This window comes from Streptomyces sp. MCA2 (assembly GCF_023544705.1).
In the GTDB taxonomy this organism is placed as follows: Bacteria; Actinomycetota; Actinomycetes; order Streptomycetales; family Streptomycetaceae; genus Streptomyces; species Streptomyces decoyicus.
The window spans coordinates 153046-168701 of sequence record NZ_JAMJFM010000008.1 but is presented as its reverse complement, the minus strand read 5'-3'; the positions used below and the strand labels follow the sequence as shown (position 1 = coordinate 168701).

General features: G+C 67.6%; 14 protein-coding genes and 1 pseudogene. 9 read left to right on the top strand and 6 right to left on the bottom strand.

Annotated features, from left to right (window positions below; all coding sequences use genetic code 11):
* Positions 1-29 precede the first annotated feature (29 nt).
* Positions 30-236: a hypothetical protein gene (locus M8I34_RS09120; protein ID WP_250048732.1), complete on the top strand. Its 207-nt coding sequence runs from the start codon at positions 30-32 to the stop codon at positions 234-236.
* Positions 237-412: 176 nt separating this feature from the next.
* Here M8I34_RS09120 and M8I34_RS09115 read toward each other — a convergent pair whose 3' ends face one another.
* Positions 413-1246, bottom strand: a complete 834-nt coding sequence (locus M8I34_RS09115) for a hypothetical protein (protein WP_250048731.1) — start codon at positions 1244-1246, stop codon at positions 413-415.
* A gap of 239 nt (positions 1247-1485) precedes the next feature.
* Between M8I34_RS09115 and M8I34_RS09110 the strand changes: the two genes are divergently transcribed.
* From M8I34_RS09110 to M8I34_RS09100, 3 genes and pseudogenes are all read left to right on the top strand, one after another.
* A complete protein-coding gene (locus M8I34_RS09110; protein ID WP_250048730.1) occupies positions 1486-2751 on the top strand; it encodes a hypothetical protein in 1266 nt (421 codons plus the stop codon).
* Positions 2752-3296: 545 nt separating this feature from the next.
* Positions 3297-3890, top strand: a pseudogene (locus M8I34_RS09105) (N-acetylmuramoyl-L-alanine amidase); the annotation flags it as partial.
* A 13-nt stretch (positions 3891-3903) separates the two neighbouring features.
* On the top strand, positions 3904-4473 hold the full coding sequence (locus M8I34_RS09100) for a glycoside hydrolase family 25 protein (protein WP_250048728.1): 570 nt from the start codon (positions 3904-3906) through the stop codon (positions 4471-4473).
* A 3-nt stretch (positions 4474-4476) separates the two neighbouring features.
* Here the strand turns inward: M8I34_RS09100 and M8I34_RS09095 are convergent, their stop codons facing one another.
* From M8I34_RS09095 to M8I34_RS09080, 3 genes are all read right to left on the bottom strand, one after another.
* A complete protein-coding gene (locus M8I34_RS09095) occupies positions 4477-6048 on the bottom strand; it encodes a triacylglycerol lipase (protein WP_250048727.1) in 1572 nt (523 codons plus the stop codon).
* A gap of 665 nt (positions 6049-6713) precedes the next feature.
* Entirely contained in the window at positions 6714-7496 is a 783-nt protein-coding gene (locus M8I34_RS09085) for a hypothetical protein (protein WP_250048726.1), read from the bottom strand.
* 7 nt (positions 7497-7503) lie between these two features.
* Positions 7504-7713 (bottom strand): protealysin inhibitor emfourin, encoded by a 210-nt coding sequence (locus M8I34_RS09080; RefSeq protein ID WP_308372098.1) that lies wholly within the window; start codon positions 7711-7713, stop codon positions 7504-7506.
* A 403-nt stretch (positions 7714-8116) separates the two neighbouring features.
* Between M8I34_RS09080 and M8I34_RS09075 the strand changes: the two genes are divergently transcribed.
* The 4 genes from M8I34_RS09075 to M8I34_RS09060 all read left to right on the top strand — a co-directional run bounded on the left by M8I34_RS09075 (position 8117) and on the right by M8I34_RS09060 (position 12797).
* On the top strand, positions 8117-9451 hold the full coding sequence (locus tag M8I34_RS09075) for a S8 family serine peptidase (protein WP_250048724.1): 1335 nt from the start codon (positions 8117-8119) through the stop codon (positions 9449-9451).
* A complete protein-coding gene (locus M8I34_RS09070) occupies positions 9448-9696 on the top strand; it encodes a hypothetical protein (protein ID WP_250048723.1) in 249 nt (82 codons plus the stop codon). The genes M8I34_RS09075 and M8I34_RS09070 overlap by 4 nt, the downstream gene beginning before the upstream one ends.
* Before the next feature lie 784 nt (positions 9697-10480).
* Positions 10481-10978, top strand: a complete 498-nt coding sequence (locus M8I34_RS09065) for a lasso peptide biosynthesis B2 protein (protein ID WP_250048722.1) — start codon at positions 10481-10483, stop codon at positions 10976-10978.
* Positions 10979-11039: 61 nt separating this feature from the next.
* On the top strand, positions 11040-12797 hold the full coding sequence (locus M8I34_RS09060; RefSeq protein WP_250048721.1) for an asparagine synthase-related protein: 1758 nt from the start codon (positions 11040-11042) through the stop codon (positions 12795-12797).
* On the opposite strand, the gene M8I34_RS09055 is transcribed toward M8I34_RS09060, so the two are convergent.
* Together M8I34_RS09055 and M8I34_RS41855 are read right to left on the bottom strand one after the other, a co-directional pair.
* Complete coding sequence (locus tag M8I34_RS09055; protein WP_250048720.1) at positions 12781-13983, bottom strand: hypothetical protein; 1203 nt, start codon at positions 13981-13983, stop codon at positions 12781-12783. The two genes, M8I34_RS09060 and M8I34_RS09055, sit on opposite strands and share 17 nt — an antisense overlap.
* 163 nt (positions 13984-14146) lie before the next feature.
* Positions 14147-14389, bottom strand: coding sequence for a M23 family metallopeptidase (locus M8I34_RS41855; protein WP_374210878.1), 243 nt, complete (start codon positions 14387-14389; stop codon positions 14147-14149).
* 464 nt (positions 14390-14853) lie between these two features.
* Between M8I34_RS41855 and M8I34_RS09045 the strand changes: the two genes are divergently transcribed.
* Positions 14854-15654 (top strand): DUF6424 family protein, encoded by an 801-nt coding sequence (locus M8I34_RS09045; protein WP_250048719.1) that lies wholly within the window; start codon positions 14854-14856, stop codon positions 15652-15654.
* The last annotated feature ends 2 nt before the right edge of the window (positions 15655-15656 follow it).

Here is a 15656-nt window from a genome sequence, read left to right as displayed (position 1 = left end):
CCGGGGTGCGGGCCGTGGTGCGGCGGGCCATGGTGCGGACCCCCGGGACCACCGCCGCCCCCACCGAAGCCACCGCCCCCAAAGCCCCCTCCGGAGCCTCCGCCCCCGGACCCTCCGTCGGTGGCGCGGTCACCGCGGTCACCGCCGTGGTCATCGTGCTGTCCCTCACCCTCACCGGGATGGTTGCGCAGCTCTTCCCCGAACCTCAGGGAGACCGGACGGCGGAAACGGAATGACATGAGGAACGCCTCACCGAGCTCATGTGAATGAAGAGTCGTGAAGAGTCATGCGAGCGGTGAGGTGCGGCGAAGGCACCTTCACCTCTCTTCCATGCTCACTCCGGTGGCGGACGCCCGCCACCGGTGAGCGGGACGGCAGCGGCCGACGCCACGGTGCCTCGCCCCGGTCGCCGTCACTCCTCCTCGACGACCAGGCCGGACAGCTCCGTCGCTGCATCGGCCAGGGCGGCCGGGTACGCGTCCCCGATCAGCGACGAGGTCCCGCCCGGGACCTCGTCGGCCTCCAGGATGGGGTGCGACATATCGACCTCGAACGGGGACAACACATCGTCAGCCGCGCCGGTGACGGCCGCGATCAGGCTCTGGAGCGACGAAGAGGGGGACTGTGCGGGGTTGTCAGGCGAGTCGCCCCAGTGGTCCAGGAACCACTGCTTGAAGTCATCGAGCGTCACCGAATCGAAGTCCGGAGGGTTTTGGGTGGTGTAGTCCCTCCAGGCGTCGTTGAGGCCGGGGGCCAGGTCCTGGAGGGTCTGCTGGGTGGCGGCCGCCGCGTCGGCGTTCTGCTGCACGGCATCGGCCTGGGTGTCCGCCGCGTCGTCGTCACCGGCGTCCACCGCGCCGTCGTAACGCTCCAGCGAGGTCACCAGTGCCGTCATGTTGTCCATCAGGACCGTCTGCTGGGCGGCGAACCGCACGACGGTGCGCTGCGGCTCCTCGTCGGGCAGGGCCGACTCGTCGACCGCCGCCCCGCTCACCCATACCTGGTCGAAGTCGTCGCGCGGCGGGTCTCCGGCCAGCTTCTGGACGACCGTGAAGAGCACGAAGAGGGTGCCCGCGACCACAGCCACCGGGCCGGCCACCGGTGCCGTCTGGGGCTGGATCTTGCCCACCGCGACAGCGGCGGCGGCCACCGCGGCCGCGCGGTCCCGCGCCTCACCGGCGACGGTGGCCACCTTCTGTTTGAGCGTCTGCTTCTTCTGCGGCTGAACCTTCTTACGCGGTGGCATGGCCGGCTCCCTTGATGCCCGTGGATTCCGGTGCCGGCAGATGCCCGGCGGCGTCCGAGCCCGGCTGCGACCTCTCCAACCACGTTGACACCCCGTTGAGTTGTCGGCGACCGCAATCGGCGCCCGGGTGCGGGCCGGCAGCCACCGGGCTAGCGTGGAGAGGGAGCCGCCGTGGCGCCCCTGTTCCGGACGACGTCCCGGCCCACCCCCCTGCCCCTTCCTCCCTCAGGCGGATCCCTATGTCCTCCACCGTTCGCATCGCCGGCGCGCTGCCCACGCCGGACGCCGACCCGAGTCTGAGCATCGTCTTCGCCGGCGGCTGGTCGGTGGGTTACGACTGGGTGGCGGACCACGTGGTCACCGCGGGTGCGCCGGTGCAGCCATTGTTCCCCTCGCCGTTCGACCGCGACCTGGACGGCGCGCTGCTCGGCCAACAAGCCTTCAGTGACTTCGAGTACGTCTTCCAGGGCGGCAACTACCAACGGATCAAGCTGGTCGGGCTGCAGCCGGACGGCGACCCCGCCTCGACGGCGGAAAACTGGTCCCTGCCGCCCGACTGGACCGCGCTGGACGCCGTCTTCCCTGGCGGTGGGGTGAAGAGCGGCTTCGCCTACTTCTTCCACGGCCCGGACTACATGCGCTTCGACTGGCCGGCCAACGCCGCCTCGGCCGGCTACCCGAAGGCGATCGGCCCGAACTGGCACACCAGCGGCGACTTCACCCGCGACCTGGACGGCGAGATCACCGGCCTGCGGGGATTTGGCACCAAGGCGTACCTGTTCCGGACCATCACCACCATGGTGAACAGGGACGGCCGACGGACCTCGAGCGGTGGGTTCGTCGTGAATGCTCCGGTGTACTGCCGTTACGACTTCAACGGGGAGGTCGTCGACAACACCGTCACCGATCCGGCCGACGTCGTCGGGCAGTGGAACGGCCTCTTCCCGCTGCTCGATGCCGGACCCGCCATCGAGCTCGGCCTGGCCTGGATCCGCAGGGCCGAAACGGCGGCCGTCGCGACGCCGCTCGCCCCCGCCACCCTGACGGCGTTCGGGCACCACTTCATGACAGGCTCCCCGGACGCGACCGTGGTCAACACGGTCCGTGACCGGCTCCAGCAGATCCGCCGGCGGCTCACCGAGCTTCCGGACCGGTTCAAGTGGACCGCGGACCTGGGGTTTGCGGCCACGACCGTCCCGGGCGTACTGACCGAGATCGGGGACGAGTTCTCGACCTTCCACGGGCCCAACGGACGGGCGGCGGCGCTGATCCACGAGGCGAGCCACTTCCTCTTCGACGCCGGCGTCGACGTGCCGGAGTGGTCGGGCGAGGTGGTCGCCGGTGTGCCGCAGAGCCTGGCCGTGATCAACGGCGTCACCATGCCCCGCTACAGCACCATCCCGACCTCCGATGCCCTGGTGAACCCGAGTTCGTACGCCGCGTTCGCGCAGGAGACCGCGCTGGGCGAGGACACCCGGTTCGGTGCTGCCCGACCCCAGCTCTGAACACGGCGCTCATGCGGCACTCATCGAGCACCTGCCGCCTCACGCTCCCCCCATTACCTTCTTGGTGGCCCCGCAATGGGGCGCCCGGCCTCCGGAGTTGGCATGACTTTCTCCCCCTGTCGAACGCATGGCCTGGGGGTGGTGTCACCGGCTCCGGAGGCACTGACAGACCGCTGATTAGGGGCATGACCACCGGCCTCTTCATTTGGGCGCGCAAGGCCGACGCTGGTTCCGGTGCCTACGTCGCGCTCCAGCCGGGCTGGTTGATCCAGTTGCCGCAGCCGAGGCGCAGCGCAAAAATGGAGATAAATCCACGGCGCCATCCGCGACCTGTGGCAGCGCATGGGATGGGAACGTTCGCCCTCCGCTATCCCGTCTCGGATGAAACGAGGCAACCAACCGATCGCAACAACAGGTTCCAGGACGGGCATGTGACCTGGACCCTCGCAGGCGGCCCCGTAGCGCACCACAGCACCTCCCATCGACTGAGTCCCCCGCAACGGGGGTTTCCTTCAGGAAACCTCTGTCGCTGGAGGGAGGACACCATGGCCGCACCCATGACCGCGGACCAGATGCTCCGGGCACTTCGCAGCGAAGACCTGGTCGTCGAGGAGACCCGAGACTGGCGCCATCACAACCGCAACCACAAAGGTCCGTTCAACACTGTGAACGGTGTGATGATCCACCACACCGTCACTTCTGGCACGAAGAACACCGTCAAAATCTGCTATGACGGCCGCCTGGATCTCCCCGGCCCGCTGTGCCATGGCGTCATCGGCAAGGACGGAGTCGTCTACATGGTGGGCAACGGTCGCACGAACCACGCCGGCGCGGGTGATGACGATGTGCTTCGGGCCGTCATCGACGAGAGGCCGCTGCCTCCTGACAATGAGCAGAACACCGACGGAAACGCGAGGTTCTACGGATTCGAATGCGAGAACCTCGGCAACGGAATCGACCCCTGGCCGGAGGCGCAACTCGAGGCGATCGAAAAGGCAGCAGCCGCGATCTGCCGCACATACGGCTGGCACGCCGGCAGTGTGATCGGCCACCTGGAGTGGCAGCCCGGCAAGATCGATCCCAAGGGATTCACGATGGATAGCATGCGCGCGAGGATCGCCAGGCGCCTCGCTGCCGCCTGAGGAGCTGGCCATGACCATCAAAGGAATTGATGTCTCGTCATTCCAGCCGGATAAATACCACACCGACGGATTCGCCTTTGTATTCATCAAACTCACGGAGGGAACCACCTACTCGAACCCCAAGTGGGTCGCTCAACGTAAGACCGCACGAGACGCCGGGATGGTGACGGGCTTCTATCATTTCGCCCGTCCTGGATCCTTTGAAGCCCAGGCCGACTTCTTCCTCTCCAAGATCAAGCTGGCGGAGGGGGATATTCTCGCCCTCGACTGGGAGGACCATGGCGTCTCGAACTCCTTCAAGGACAACTGGATCAAGCGCGTGCAGCACCGCGCGCCCGGGCACAGGACGGTGCTCTACTGCAACCGGGATTTCTGGCTGCACCGTGACAGTACGTCCTTCGCCGGGGACGGCCTGTGGATAGCCCAGTACAACGGCAGTCCCGGTCGGCCCGACATTCAGCACCCGTGGATGTTCCACCAGTACACCGACCACCCGGTCGACACGAGTGTCGGAAACTTCAAGGACAAGGTGGCACTGCGCGGTTGGTCCGCACACCGGCAGCTGGCTTCGTTCGACTGAAGCTCAGCTGAAGCGGCTCACTGTGAGGCGAAGTCGGGACTCGCTGCCGAGGATGGGACGGACCATCTCGGGCATCGGGATCTCGGTGTGCAGGTCTTCGCCGTCCTCGACCATCCGACATGGTTCCGCGGCGATCGGGTCGGTGTCGTCGATGCTGCCGGGGACTCCTGAATTCCATGCCGCCCAGGCCTGCGATCCTGTCTCTTCGTGCAAGCCGCGCCGGCCGACGTCGACGATGAGCGTGTCCTCCCAGTCGGGCACCTGCTCGAGGTGGTCCTGCCAGAAGAACCGGCCGCTTTTCTCCACGAGGTGGAAGACGCGCAGCACCAGCGTGTAGCGGGAACGGAGCAGCAGCCTGTCCTCCCGTCCGCCACGGACGTTGACCGGGTCGAGGAGGAAAGCGGTGGCCAGGGGTACGCCGCCGGTGTTGCCCTCCGCAGAGCTGTGCTGGGCGGCTTCCTGGTTCAGCTGGATGGGGCAGTAGTGGGCCGCGCGCTGCTCATGCATGACGGTCGGCAAGCCCCGGACGGCCAGCCGCACCTCTGCCTGCCACACCCGTGATTCACCGGAGGGCTGCTCGGGCAGGTCCAGGCCGCGAAGGTCTGCCCGAACCTGGTAGTTCCCGAAGAGGAAGCGGCGCAGGTTCTGGTAGCCCTCTTCGGAATTCACCAGTCCGTAGCGACCCGAGTGGGAGCGGTGGACGAAGGCCCGGTGGGCGTTGCGCACATAGGCGTTGGCGATGTGGACCAGCCCGTCGCTTTGCGGTCCGACCGCCTTCTCGACCAGTCCGTAGTCGGCCGCGTTGGTCCCGACGACACAGAACACTCGGCGCGCGTCGAAGGCCCCGGCCGGAATCTCGTAGGGCCGCCAGCCCGGCGGGGGATCGTCGCCGTTGGACGCTCCGGGAGTCAGATAGGCGTACATCCGCTCGGGGGCGAAAATATCCGATCCATTCGGCCCGAAGGTCTCCATCGCCCAGTCGACGAGCCCTCCGCCGAGGTCGAAGGCGATGCCGCCGTGCGGGGTGCCGTAGGTGAAGAGCTTGTCCACGAGCTCGCTGCCGGCGCGCCGGGGTTCGCCCGTGCGCGGATCGGCCGTATGGGAAACCTTCTGGATCATGCAGCGTGCGAGCAGCCCTCCCATGGAGTGGGCGACCACATGCACCTTGAGGGCGCCGGTCTTCCGGCGGACGAGCTGGACGAAGTCATAGAGGCGCTCTGCCGCCTTTTCGAGGTCGAATTCCTCCGGGGCCGTGGTTACGGACGTACCGAAGGTGGACGCGGCATAGTCGTAGAAGCGGTGCACCCAGATGGACTTGGGCGCGACCGCGCCATCGGCCTGCGACTGGAGATAGGCGTGCTGGTCGCCGCGCACCAGGAGCTGATAGCCCTCGTCGCTCATCAGCCTCAGCAGGGGACCCTCGAACTGGTAAAAGCGCGGCGTTCCCTCCCCGCCGACGCGAATGTGGGTGGCGCCACTGTTGAGCCCGTAGAACGGGTCGTCGGCCTGCCTGTCCACACCGCTCGGCGGACCGGCATATCCCCGCAGGTAGATGATGGGTGGTCGCTCCGCCATGTTGAAACGCCTTCCCGAGGCACGTACGGCGGGTGAAGCCGGCGCGCAGTCGATCGGTGACCAGGCCAGGTTGCGGCAGGAGCGTGAGGAGCACCAACCCGTCTGAGCCAGACGGGGCGCCCGAGCCGGATGTCGGCCACCGGATCGCAGATGCCGACGGAAGTGCCGTCCTGGTGGTGGGCAGCGAAGGCCGAGGGAGACCGAACCAGCGCGAATGAGACAAGGCGTCTCTGTGTGTGAGGACCTGGGCCGCCCAATGGCAGCAACCCGGCACCCGTACGGTCCAGCGTCCGCTCACGTCGAATCCAGGAGCCAGGAGCCTGCCACGGCACCCTCACCCGACAGCCGTGCAGGAAGCGCTCCCGGAGCATGTCACCCTCGCCCCAAACCCGACTCCCTGATCACCCGACCGGGGCTACGACCATGACATCTACCGTGACCAGGTTCGCGCTCGCGACGCCGTGCCGGCCATCGCCCGCCGCGGGGCCCGGCACGGTAGCGAATCGGGCACCTACCGATGGGGGGCGAACGGAGTTTTGCCCGCCGGCATAGCTTCAAACGCCGCCGCGCCGGCACGGGACAAAGATCGCGCAGATCTCCGCCCGGGAGTCGGCTGCGGTGTCCACCAAATCCATTCCGGAAAGGGGCGGTTGGCGACGGCATCGTCAGAGTGCCAGGTCACGGGCGAGGACGGTCAGCACGGCCCGGGTTTTGGTCTCGCCGAATCGCGGCGGGGCAACGTCGCGCTGTCGCAGGGCCTGTTCGAGCAGCTTCTCGGCCTCAGCCGCGTCGGCCGTGCTCGTACGCACCGAGACCTCGAGGAAGCGCAGGTCCTTAGTGATCCACTCCTCAATGACCACGGGGCAGGGCAGAGTGCCCCAGTCCTGTTTCCACTTGACGGTGTACACCGGGCCGAGCGCCCTCAGGTCCGCGAGGTCCCCCTGCTTCAACCCTGCGACGTCCTCCAGAAGGTGGCGGTGCGGCTTGGCGAGGAGGTGGCCCAGCGCTCCGGGCTCGGGCCTGAGCGCCGACTCGACGAGCTTCGCCTCGACCTTCCGGTCGGCCTGCAGCGAGGCGGACACCGCGGGCTTGAAGGCGGGGCCGGTCCGGTCCTCCTCGATCGTGAACTCCCAGGCCCCCTCCTCATCCTTGCGGTTCTTCCGCCATTCGGGCGGCAGCCGGGGGCACGGCCGCAGCTTGACGGTCATGTCCGTTTCGCGCTTGGACCCATGGTCCCCGTCCTCCAGACGCAAGCGGAAGATGACCCCGCGGTCGAGGAAGGGCAACGAGATGCCGTCGCCGCCCTTCCTCGGACTGTCCCAGAAGTGAATGGTGCGACTGCGGCCCTCGCCACCCTGGAGCTCAAGTGCACAGGCCGCCTTCCTGGCCTCGTCTCCGGAAAAGCTGATCTTGATTTCCGCGGCCGTGGCCGTTGGAGTCTCTGTCATGCTGCCGTTATTGCACGACGCACAGCGTCGTGCACCCAGATGCGGTCGTCACCGTCACGGTGTGCTGGAAGCCGTCCGGCACACCCGGGGCGGGCACAGCCCGGCTGCCGGCAACGGCGGCGAGCGCCAGGCGTTCCAGGTCAGCCGCGTCGGGTCCGCCGGAGGTGTCCAGCGCGACCTGGCGTGTCACCCCCGCCGGGCCACCGCTCCTGGTCACCCGAAGCGCAGGACACCGGCGCGACCGGGCAGCTCAGGAGCCGCAGCGAGAACGGATCAGCCGTTGCCGTTCCCGTTCACGCCCACCTCGGCCCACGCCTCGACGGCCACCTCATGCTCCGGCCCCTGCCGTATCGCTTCGCCGCGGCGGCGAGCGTCGCCCGGGCAAACTCCTTGAAGGTGGCGTTCCTGCCATGGGGGGCGGCGCTGCGTTGCGGGCCTTCGCGCCCAGTGAGACGGTGTACGGGGGGCAATGCTGGCGGCCTGGCAATGGACAGCCTTGCAGGCGACGGCACTACGCGTCGATACGCGACTGATCCGCGCCCCACCATATTTTGGCGCCTGACACTCCGTGAATCGGCGCGCGTCCACGAACCGGAAGCGCACAGAGAGCGGGAAATTCAATGGCGAACGGACCCATGGACAGGCGCGCCTTCGGCGAGCATCCCGGTCGGCACAATGGCCCCGTCACGGGCCAGGGCACGGAGTACACAGGTCGATACGTGGTCCTGCTCGACCCGAGTAACCAGGAGATCGGGCTGAACGCGCTGCGTTCCTCCGCCGACATCGCGTCCGTCGAACGTGTCCGGGGAACCGAGGCCGCGAACGTCGCCGAACTCCTTGAGCGCCCCGACGTCTCGGTGCTCTTCGAGGAGCTCGGCGCCGCCGTCGTCGAGGTGCGGCCCGAGCAGCGCCACGCGCTGGTGACCACGGCCGAGGCGGAATCCTCGATCATCGCGGCAGAGCCGGAGCGCATGGTCTACGCCTCGCCGATCACCGCCCCGCAGCAGGCGCCGACCGAGTTCTTCCCGGCCTACCGCAGCGACGAGGAAGTGGTCGCCCATCACACCATGGCCGAAATCGCCGCTGCCCAGGGCCCGGCCTTGGACGAGGAGAAATGGACCTGGGGCTTGCAGGCGATCCGGGCCAATCTGTCCAGCCTGACCGGACGCGATGTGAAGATCGCCGTCATCGACACCGGCGTGGACACCGACCACCCGGACCTGGTCGGGCGCATCGAGGCGTCGGCCTCCTTCGTGCCCGGCGAGCCCGTCGAGGACGGCAATGGCCACGGCACGCACTGCATCGGCACCGCTGCCGGTCCGGCAAACCCCCAGCAGGGGCCCCGCTACGGTGTGGCCTGCGAAGCCCGGATCCTCGCGGCAAAGGTGCTCAGCAACGCGGGCAGCGGCACCGATGGCCAGATCCTTGCGGGCATGGCCTGGGCCGTCGCCCACGGCGCGCGGGTGATCTCCATGTCGCTCGGCGCTCGGGTCCGACCGGGTGAGCTCTTCCCGCAGACATACGAGAAGCTGGCCCAGCGCGCGCTCGAGCGCGGGACGGTGATCGTCGCTGCCGCGGGCAACGACAGCCATCGGCCCCCGGAAATCCAGCCCGTCAGCCGGCCCGCCAACTGCCCCTCCATCCTCGCGGTGAGCGCGCTCGACAAGGCACTCACGCCGTCGTTCTTCTCCAACGGCGGCATCAACGGCCAGGGCGGCGAGGTCAACATCGCCGCGCCCGGCAGGGACGTGCGCTCGGCCGCCCCTGGCGGCGGGTACCAAAGCCTGAGCGGCACCAGCATGGCCACGCCGCACGTTGCGGGCGTCCTCGCCTTGCTCGCCCAGGCAAACCCCAACGCTTCTGCGGCCGATCTCAAAGCCGGTCTGACGTCCGGTGCCTTCCCGCTGACGCAGCCTCCCAGGGACGTCGGCTCGGGTCTGCTCCAGGCGCCGTGAGCGAGTCGTCCCAGTCCGCGCCGGTCGGGATCATCCTCGCGGTCGACCCCGACCGGTTCGCGGAAGTGGTCGAAGCCTTGCGAGGGGCCGGGCTGACGGTCACGGGCGAGCAGCCGACCCTCGGCACGCTCTCCGGCACCGTCGCGGAGGACCGGATACCGGCCCTGGAGACAGTCGACGGCGTCGAATCCGTCGACCGGGAGCGCACCATCCAGCTCCCCCCGCCCGACTCCCCTGTCCAGTAAGTCTGAGGAACGCCCCGGGCCTGAGTCCGGGGCGTCTTCCTCCCGGATGAGCTCCATCGAGTGGGAGAAAGTGCCCCTCACTTGAGGAAGCTCTTGTCAGGAGCGACCCCAAAGCATTGTTGAATTGTCGATAAGCGCCCGGTGCAGGGCTCCGGGCGATCCCACAGCTCATCCGACACAACCCACGGCGACGCACACCACACCAAACGCCCAACTCACCCCGAAGACAGGCACGGCGGGTGCACTACCGGTGTTCTCCGCACAACCGGTCGGCTGCGTCGGACCGCAGAGCAGAGCTACCCCTCAGCGTGCGTGATGAAAACGGGCCTGACAGCGTCCTGCCGTGCTGTTTCCAGAAATGAACCGCTCTAGACCCTCGTGACCTGCGGTGGGCCTGCATAGCCGAAAAGGTGCCGCACGTCGGCCGATTGACGCCGGCACTCCGGTTGCGGGGCATTCGGGCGAGAGTAGCCTGGAGTTGATGTTCTACCGATTCTGGAGGTAGGCAATGTTTCTCCGATTGCTGCGGCGCAGAAAGTCGCATCAGCTCGTTTTTCTCGGTAACGGCTGTCTGATCCGCGGCTTCAGCGGCGGATTCTATGACGGTCACGGATACCAGCACTGACACCGTTCACGGTGGAATCCTGGAGGATATGCGGTGGCAGAGGATACGGATTCCCTGGCAGCCATAACAAGGGTCCTGTCACCGCATTGCCGTGTCACCCGAATGTCCGACGGAGCGCTGATCGCGGACTGGAAGCGGACGCGTTTTCTCGGATTGGCCATGACGGAAGTCCAGAAATTCACCTCCGGAAGCCCTGAGGAACGCGCCGAACTCGTCATCGGTCTCATGCGCGCCGGGTGCGCGACGGCCCGCCGGAAGAAATACCCGGACGTCGGCGTCGGGCTCTGGCTGGGTGGAGTGCACCTGCTGATCCGGACCGTTGGATTCGGGCGCGTCCTCCGGCTGCTGTCCTTGGCCGCCCCGGGTTACGCCCGTGCGGACCTCCCCTCCGCGGAGGAGATCGGACGGCTGAAACGAGCAGTGCAGTCACACAGCAGCAGAAGCTGGTTCGTCAACGGCGACTGCAAGTCCGAGGCGCTGACGGCCTTCGTCCTGCTGCGGCGGTGTGGCCTGCAAGCCGTACTCCACGTCGGTGTGCGTGAACATCCGTTCGCCCTGCACGCATGGACAGTCTCGGGCGGCCTGTGCATCCCCGACGCCGATCCGCGAGGGCACGCCTTCACACCGGTGCTCTCGATCAGCTGCGGAGAACTCTGACGTGGAAGCGCTCCGCCTCGAGTGGGCCGGGGGCGCACCGAGGCTCCGGCCCAGCGAGGCCATGGCGCGTCAGGGACTCGTGACGACGGTCTCCTCGCGGGCCGGCACCGCGGCCGTCGTCGGCTGGGTCGGCTCGGCCCGTGACCGGGCGGCGGGCGCGCGCGGCCTCCTCGACGACTCCGGCAGGCAGGGGGCCGCCCCGCCCATGCCGGCCGGCGACTACGCGGCTGTTCTGGTGTACCGCGACCGCATCCTTCTGACGCGCGACGAGCAGGCACGCATCCCGCTGTTCTTCAGGGAGTCCGGTGGACGTGTGAGCGCCGTAAGCACCTCGGTCCGCTGCCTGGGGAGCGCCACGGAGCTGGAGCCCCGCTACTTCTGCCGATACCTCACCGGGAACCTGGCGCAACCGCACTCGGACCTCACCCCTTTCGCCGGGGTACACCGCGTCCTCGGCGGCGAGGTGGTCGAGCTGTCCCTCACCGGGCAGATGCGCAGTCGTACGCTGCGACGGGCCCGTCGGGCCACCGACCCGTCCGAGCCGACTACAGACGGCTCCTGCCTCGATGAGGCCGCGCAGGAGTTGCGCCTCGCGCTGGAGGCCGCTGTCGGACGCCGCATGGGCACGACGACGGCATGCCATGTCTCGGGCGGCACCGACTCCACCAGCGTCGCGCTGCTCGCCGCACGCCTGCTGGCCGCGGAACGGGGCGGCGCCGGGGACCTGGTCCTGCTCGCCGGGCGTTTCTCCCGCGGGGAGCTGGCCGCGGAGCGGCCGTACCTCGATGTCGCGATGGAGGAGATCCGCCGTCACACACCCGCGGCCCGCCCGGTGATTGTCGATGCCGACGATGTGGCCGACTTCGACGACTTCCAGCACCACGCGGGAGACGCCGACGAGCCTCATGCGCATGCTTTCCGCGCCCCGTTCTGGGCCAGGCTTCACGCCGCGGCCGCGGAACTGGGCTGTGACACGCTCCTGACCGGCTGCGGGGCCGATCCGATCGCGGACGCCAACCCGTTCCACCTGCACAGGCTGGCCCGCACGGGACAGCTCCGGCAGATGACCGCGCAGGCACGTGCCTGGGCCGCGGGAAGCGAGCGGGGCTTGCGGGACATCGTCCGCGCCTACGTGGTGCAGCCGGCCTTTCCGCTGGCAACCGAACAGATCACCGCGCTCCGCGGCGGCGGAACGGTGCTCGGCGGCCTCGGCACCTTCAACCGACCCGGATGGCTGCGATCCGAATTCGCGCGCGCTCACGGCTATCGGGATGCGGGCATAGCGGAGAGCCGGTTCATGTTCGGGCGCAAGCCGGAACAGTCGCTCTACAACGCCGCCAATTACCTCGCCGCTCCCGACCTGCTGTCCTGGCAGCGCGCACGACGGGACGGGTTCTTCCTCTCGCACCCCTTCCTCGACCCGGAGGTCGTCGCCACGATGAGCCGCCTGCCCGCCGCGGCCACGTTCCGGCCGGGCCGTCCGAAGGCCGTTCTCCGTGAGGCCATGGCGGATCTGCTCCCGGCCCCGATCCGCGGCAGGGCGGTCAAGGTGCCCTTCAACGACCTCTACTCCCGCGGCCTGCGAAGACACGGCGACGAACTCATCGCCCTGTGCCGCTCCGCCCGGCATCCACTGATCGCGGAGATGTTCGACGTCGAGACGCTGTGCCGGGCCGTGCGGGAGGCCCAGTTCGGCCTGGGGGACTCATACTCCTGGGATCGCGTGAACAGCTCGCTCGCCCTGGTGGCCTGGCTGGAGCGACTGGACCGGCGTTCCGGCGTGCCCGGCGCGGCAGTGCCCGTCACCGCTGGCTCTTGACGTCCCAAAGGGTCCGCTCGACCGGGCCGGTGACGAGGTCGACGAGGCCGTACCGGCTCACCATCTCGCTTGTTTCCACCGGGGTGGCTTTGCGCATTTCCTCACCTTTTCGCGTAATGGATGACGCCACGTTCGCGCCGTGCGTGCCGAACATCCAGTAGACGCTGACGAATCGCGGGTCCCTCGTGCGTTCGTCGATCGCATTGTTCTCGTGCACCCTGGCACGGAAGATGAGAGAGTCAACACCGAATCTCTGCTGCCCCTTCACCCATCCGGGGACTTTTTCCCTCCCCCAGGAGTACGCCACGAAGTTGAGCGGTGGCTCCAGCACGAGCCGGTCCTTGCGCGCGAGGCTCGCGGTGGCATAGAACGCCACCTGGTCGTACGGCGTATTCATGGGCAGTTGCACCACCATTCGCGTGGTGAAGGTGTCGTTCGCCTCAACCCAATTTCCATTGATCATCCATGGTTTTGCCTCGACCAACTCGCCGGGCTGGTGCATCTCCCGGCGGGAGAGCGGGTTCACTTCCCCCGAGGAGTTGCTCCACTGCTCGGCATCGTCTCGCCACTGCTGGCGGAGCCGGTCCTTCGGGCTCAGCGGCACCTGTTTTCCCATGGCGTGGAACTCGGTGCCAAGCACGTAGAAACCCACGTCGCCGTGGTTGTGGAGGGTGATGTCGACCGGTACGGCGAATGCCGTGCGGTCCTTGCTCAGCACCGGCTTTCCCATGGACACCGTGATGAGAGGTCTGGTTTGCCGCTGGTACGGCTGGTAGAGGTTCTGGTAGCCGAAATTGGCGACCGCGATGACCGAGGAGACGATCAGCGCGGCGGCCACCCGCTTCGGAGCGGGGATCACGACCGACGTCCGCCACACCGCGAAGACAGCGTACGCCGAACCCGCCGTGAGCACGCCGAACAGCGCCGGGTAGGCCGCGGACTCGCCGTTCTTGAGCGTCTGCACCAGGAGCATGGCGTTGGTCAGCAAGGCCGCGAACGTGCCGATCAGCGCGACCAGGCCGGAGTAGGGGAAGCTCTGCCGGATGTAGTGGTCCAGGACCGCGGCGGCGCCCACGAGCGTGGTGAACGAGACCACGAGAAGGACGGCACCGGTGATGCGACCGGCGAAGGTCAGATCATGGACGAAGTCCTCCAGGCCGAGCCGAGCCAGCAGCAGCGTGGTCATAAGGAGGACGAGCACGATCACTGCCAGGGTCACCCGCGACTGCCAGGTTCTCAGCGAGGGCCGTCGCGCTGTCGGGTGCGATCGGGAATGAGGCCTGGGGGGAGTCCGCACGCGATCACCTCCTGAGGCCGCCGGTTGTGCCCTGAACGTGTGCAGCGCGGACTCAGGAGATCTGCCGCCGCGCCAAGGGTTCGAGCACCATCGTCCGTGGCCATCCATCGGGTCGCCATCCGGATGCCCCCGGACGTGCGAGCCGGTGGTTCGCCAGATGGGTTTCGCGACGTCGCCGTAGGACCAGCTGTTGGCCCTTGAACATCTCGAAGTGCAGATGTGGCCCTGTGGCGTTGCCGGTGGCCCCGACCGTGCCGAGCTGCAGGCCGGCGGTGCCCTTCTGAGCGTCGTTCACCTGTCGCTGCGACAGCCGGCAGAGATTCGGTAGGCACAGTCACTCCCGCCCAGACAGGCACGTCTTCCAGGCCAGAGGTACTATCGCCCCTATGGGGCGGTGTGCACCCGTGTCGCACATTTCAAGAGCTGGCGCCACGAACAGTCGATGACGTCACACTTAGCAGCTTGACGTGCTAGTGGCTTCATCTCTTCGCCGCGTTGAAATTAACCGAGGGCCTGGAGGCAGGCGTCGAGGAATAGGCGCGGACCAATCCGGGAGAAATTTCCTGTCGCAGTGGATTGATTCACCTGAAATTCTCCCGTGCAGTGGCACGGCATGCAGTCGATGGTAGTTGCTTCCTGATTTCAGTGACGCAGGTTTCCCCCGGGCCCCATATTCCTGTCAACGGCCTGCATGAACCTGACTTTCGAGAACGTGAGTTTCCTCCCGGAGTACCCGGGACCTCCACCAAGGAGATCGCCATGAACAGCCCGGAACGGGGACACCCAGAGCACGAAGACTTTCCGTGGACCATCTCCGTGGCGGACCATCCGCCCCGTACCGCAAGCTCCCAGTACCGGGCGAGCCGCAAATTGATGGTCAAGCTCGTCGGGACAACTGGTGATTGGGCGTTCGCGCCTGGCCCGTATCAGGACCACCACGGCGGCGGGGTGTGGGTTAAGGACGGCGACGGCTGGCTGTGCCTGCTTCTGCCGCTTGGCATCGAGTGGTCGGCGCAATTCTGCGCCGACCCTTCGAAGGTAGACCGCATCCGCCGCTGCGCCGCCCGGGTGGTCGGAGCCTTCCCGGACACCCTGCCTGGGTACGAGAGCTTCGGCTACGACGACGGTCAACGGCTCCTGGACACCCCCATAGAGACTGCCGAGCAGGTGGCCGAGTGGACGGACTCGATTTTCAACGCCTCGGTGCCGCTGCCCGCTGGTACCCACTCCGGGGTGCTCCCGAAGGCCGCCGGGTACCACCACTACCCGAAGCCCATCGTGGACATCGACCACTTCCGGTACGACGACTTCGAGCTGTTCGTGACGGACGACAGAGGTCTCCCGGCTGCGGTGGTGCCGGTCTCTCCACGCGGCTCCGGCGATGGCCGAGTGCGCCTGCTTGCTGCCCATCCCGACTCACCATATGCGGAGCGCCTGGCCAGCCCCGGCCCGGTGGATCGATCTGTCCGAACCGAAGACGCACAGGCCACCGACGGGGAGGGGGCCCTGCTCTCTGCCGACGATCTGCTGGCCCAGCGGGCCTTCAGGCAGCAGACCTGACG